The following is a 2,828-nucleotide window of genomic DNA, read 5'->3' as shown; positions in this document are numbered from 1 at the left end:
ATCTTTCATGGTGCGGCGGCATCACCGAAGCGCGCAAGATCGCGAGTCTGGCCGACGCCTACCAGAAGCCGATCGCGCCGCATGACTGCACCGGCCCGGTCGTGCTCATGGCTTCGCTGCACCTGGGACTGGCTTCGCCGAACGCGATCTTCCAGGAAGTGGTGCGCGCGTTCCTGAGCACCTTCTACAAGGACCTGGTCACCGAACTGCCGGTGCTCGAAAACGGCTACCTGCTGCGCCCCGACAAGCCGGGCCTGGGCACCTCGCTGGCGCCCCGCGTCAAGCGCGACCCCGCGGCCACCACGCGCCGCAGCACTGCCGCTTAAAGACCCGTAACCGGGCCGGCGCTCGCCGGCCCTGCCCCGCTGCGCCCCTCAACAAAGCCGCGATGACGGCTGGGCGCAGCCATGCCCGATTTCAACAGAGGAGACATAAAAATGAGCCACAAGATCCAGAAAAGCGTCGCCCTGGGCGCGCTGCTTGCCTGTTCCGCTGCCGCGTTCGCGCAGTCGAACGTCACCGCCTACGGCCGCGCCGATGCGGGCGTGTACCACCAGTCGCGCTCCAACCCCGGCGCCAACCAATGGACGCTGTCTTCGGACACCAGCTACTTCGGCCTGCGCGGCAACGAGGATCTGGGCGGGGGCTTGAGCGCCACGTTCAAGCTCGAGAGCCAGGTCGACCTGTCGAGCGGCGCCAGCAGCACGGCCTTCTTCAACCGAGAAGCCTATGTGGGCCTGTCCGACCGCCGGCTGGGAACGCTGCAGCTGGGCTCGATGTGGGGCCCGTCGGTCTGGATTTCGGGCAAGGCCGATGCGTTCGGCCGCGCCCAGCTCGGCGCGGTGCAGACGCTGCTGCAGGGCGCGAACAACCGCGGCAACACCTTCAAGTTCGACAACGCCGTGCAGTACATCAGCCCCAGGATAGGCAACGTGTTCGGCCGCGCCTATGTGCAGGCCGCCGAAGGCGCGGCCACGGGCCGCAACTATGCGCTCGCGCTCGACTACACCAGCGGCCCGGCGTTCCTGGGCCTGGCGTTCGACAGCGCGCAGATCGCGGGCCCGACAGTCGGCCTGGCCGCGCCCGCGGTGCGCGCCAAGACGCTGGGCATAGGCGGCGCCTACAACTTCGGCCTGGTGCGCGTGCACGGCTACTACCAGCGCAACCAGATACCGGGCCTGGCCGACGCCAACTCCGCCAACGCCAGCGCTGCCATCCCCTTCGGTTCGGGCGAGTTCCGGCTCGCGCTGGGCCGCTGGTCCCGGCCCGGCGATGCCAGCGCGCAGCGCGTGGCGCTGGGCTATGCGCACTTCCTGTCCAAGCGCACCCAGATCTACGGCACGTTCGCCCAGCTCAAGAACGGCAGCCGCTCGACCACCATGCTGTTCCCTATCAGCCAGGACTCCGCGCCCGCCGTCGCCGGCCAGGACGTGAAGGCCTTCGGCATCGGCATGCGCCACATGTTCTAAATCCAGCAGGAGCACCCATGTCACGATTCACCCCCTCTGAAGTCCGCCGGGCCTTGAACGGCATTTCCGGCATTCTGGTCACGCCGTTCGACGCCCAGGACAGGATCGTGCCCCAGCGCCTCGCGCCCATCATCGACAAGGCGATCGGCGCCGGCGTGCATGTGCTGGTCGCGAACGGCAATACCAGCGAGTACTACGGCCTGCGCTACAGCGAAACCGAAGCCATGGTCCAGGCCGCGGCAAAACTCGTCGCCGGCCGCGTGCCGCTGCTCGGCGGCGTGGGCCGCAGCGTGGGCGAAGCCTGCGATCTGGCCGCGGCGTCGCAGGCCGCGGGCGCCGATGCGCTGATGGTGCACCAGCCGCCCGACCCGTTCGTGTCGCCGCGCGGCGTGGTGGCGTATGTACAGCGCATCGCCGAAGCCGCGCCCGGCCTGCCGCTGGTGCTGTATCTGCGCAACGAATCGATAGGCATGGCCGCCATCGAAGCGCTGTGCCGCATTCCCGGCGTGATCGGCGTCAAATGGGCATCGCCCACGCCCTTGCTGCTCGCCGAAGCGATACGCCGCACCCGGGACCTGGACCTCGCCTGGGTCGGCGGCCTCGCCGAAACCTGGGCGCCGGTCTCGTACGCCGCCGGCGCACGCGGCTTCACGTCGGGCCTGATCAACGTCCTGCCCGAGCGCTCGATGGCCATCCATGCCGCGCTGGAGAACAGCGACTATGCGACGGCACGCCAACTGATAGAGCAAATGCTGCCGTTCGAAGAGCTGCGCGCGCAGGAGAGCAACGGCGCCAATGTGACGGTGGTGAAGACCGCGCTGCGGCTGATGGACATGGACTGCGGCGCGACGCGCGCGCCCTCGGCCTGGCCCATGGCGCCGCAGTCGCTCGAGACGCTCAAGGTCCTGCTGCGGTCGCTGCAAGGCCCGGCGTCCTGAGACGCTGGCTCAGAGGCCCAGGCGCTCGTGCCAGCGCTGCGGCAGCAGTGCGTCGACGAGCAGCGCGACCAGCATCGAAGCACCGAGCAGCGGATAGAGAAGACCGAGGACTGCCGCCACGGCGACCGCGCCCAGCGCAGCGCGGTCGCCCGAGCGCCGCGGCGGCGCCGCGAGTCGGCCCCGGGGCCGCCGCTTCCACCACATCACCGCGGCGGAAAACGCCAGGGCGATGATGGCAAGGCAGGCGGCCAGCATCACCAGCTGATTGATCCAGCCGAACTGCAGCCCCGTATGGATGTTGATGCCCCATTCGATGGCACGGCCCGCGGCGCCGTAGTTGCGGTAGCCGACGTCGGAAAGCACATCACCGGTATAGCGGCTCAGGTGCACGACGCGCTGGCCCCGGACATCGCCCGGGAAC

At 69.1% G+C, this 2,828-nt stretch carries 4 protein-coding genes; 3 read left to right on the top strand and 1 reads right to left on the bottom strand.

The window, feature by feature from the left end:
* From D3H34_RS31470 to D3H34_RS31460, 3 genes are all read left to right on the top strand, one after another.
* Positions 1–326, top strand: a 326-nt coding sequence (locus tag D3H34_RS31470) for an enolase C-terminal domain-like protein (RefSeq protein WP_286186512.1), incomplete at its 5' end; no start/stop codon positions are given.
* A 111-nt stretch (positions 327–437) separates the two neighbouring features.
* Positions 438–1,469 carry a porin gene (locus D3H34_RS31465; protein ID WP_167481310.1) on the top strand — a complete coding sequence of 344 codons (1,032 nt, stop codon included), beginning with the start codon at positions 438–440 and terminating at the stop codon, positions 1,467–1,469.
* A 17-nt stretch (positions 1,470–1,486) separates the two neighbouring features.
* Complete coding sequence (locus tag D3H34_RS31460; RefSeq protein ID WP_119558733.1) at positions 1,487–2,407, top strand: dihydrodipicolinate synthase family protein; 921 nt, start codon at positions 1,487–1,489, stop codon at positions 2,405–2,407.
* 9 nt (positions 2,408–2,416) lie between these two features.
* On the opposite strand, the gene D3H34_RS31455 is transcribed toward D3H34_RS31460, so the two are convergent.
* Positions 2,417–2,828 (bottom strand): PepSY domain-containing protein (locus D3H34_RS31455; RefSeq protein WP_205736849.1); only part of this gene is annotated, 412 nt, incomplete at its 5' end.

Source organism: Acidovorax cavernicola (assembly GCF_003581445.1).
This window is presented reverse-complemented; position numbering and strand designations above follow the sequence as displayed.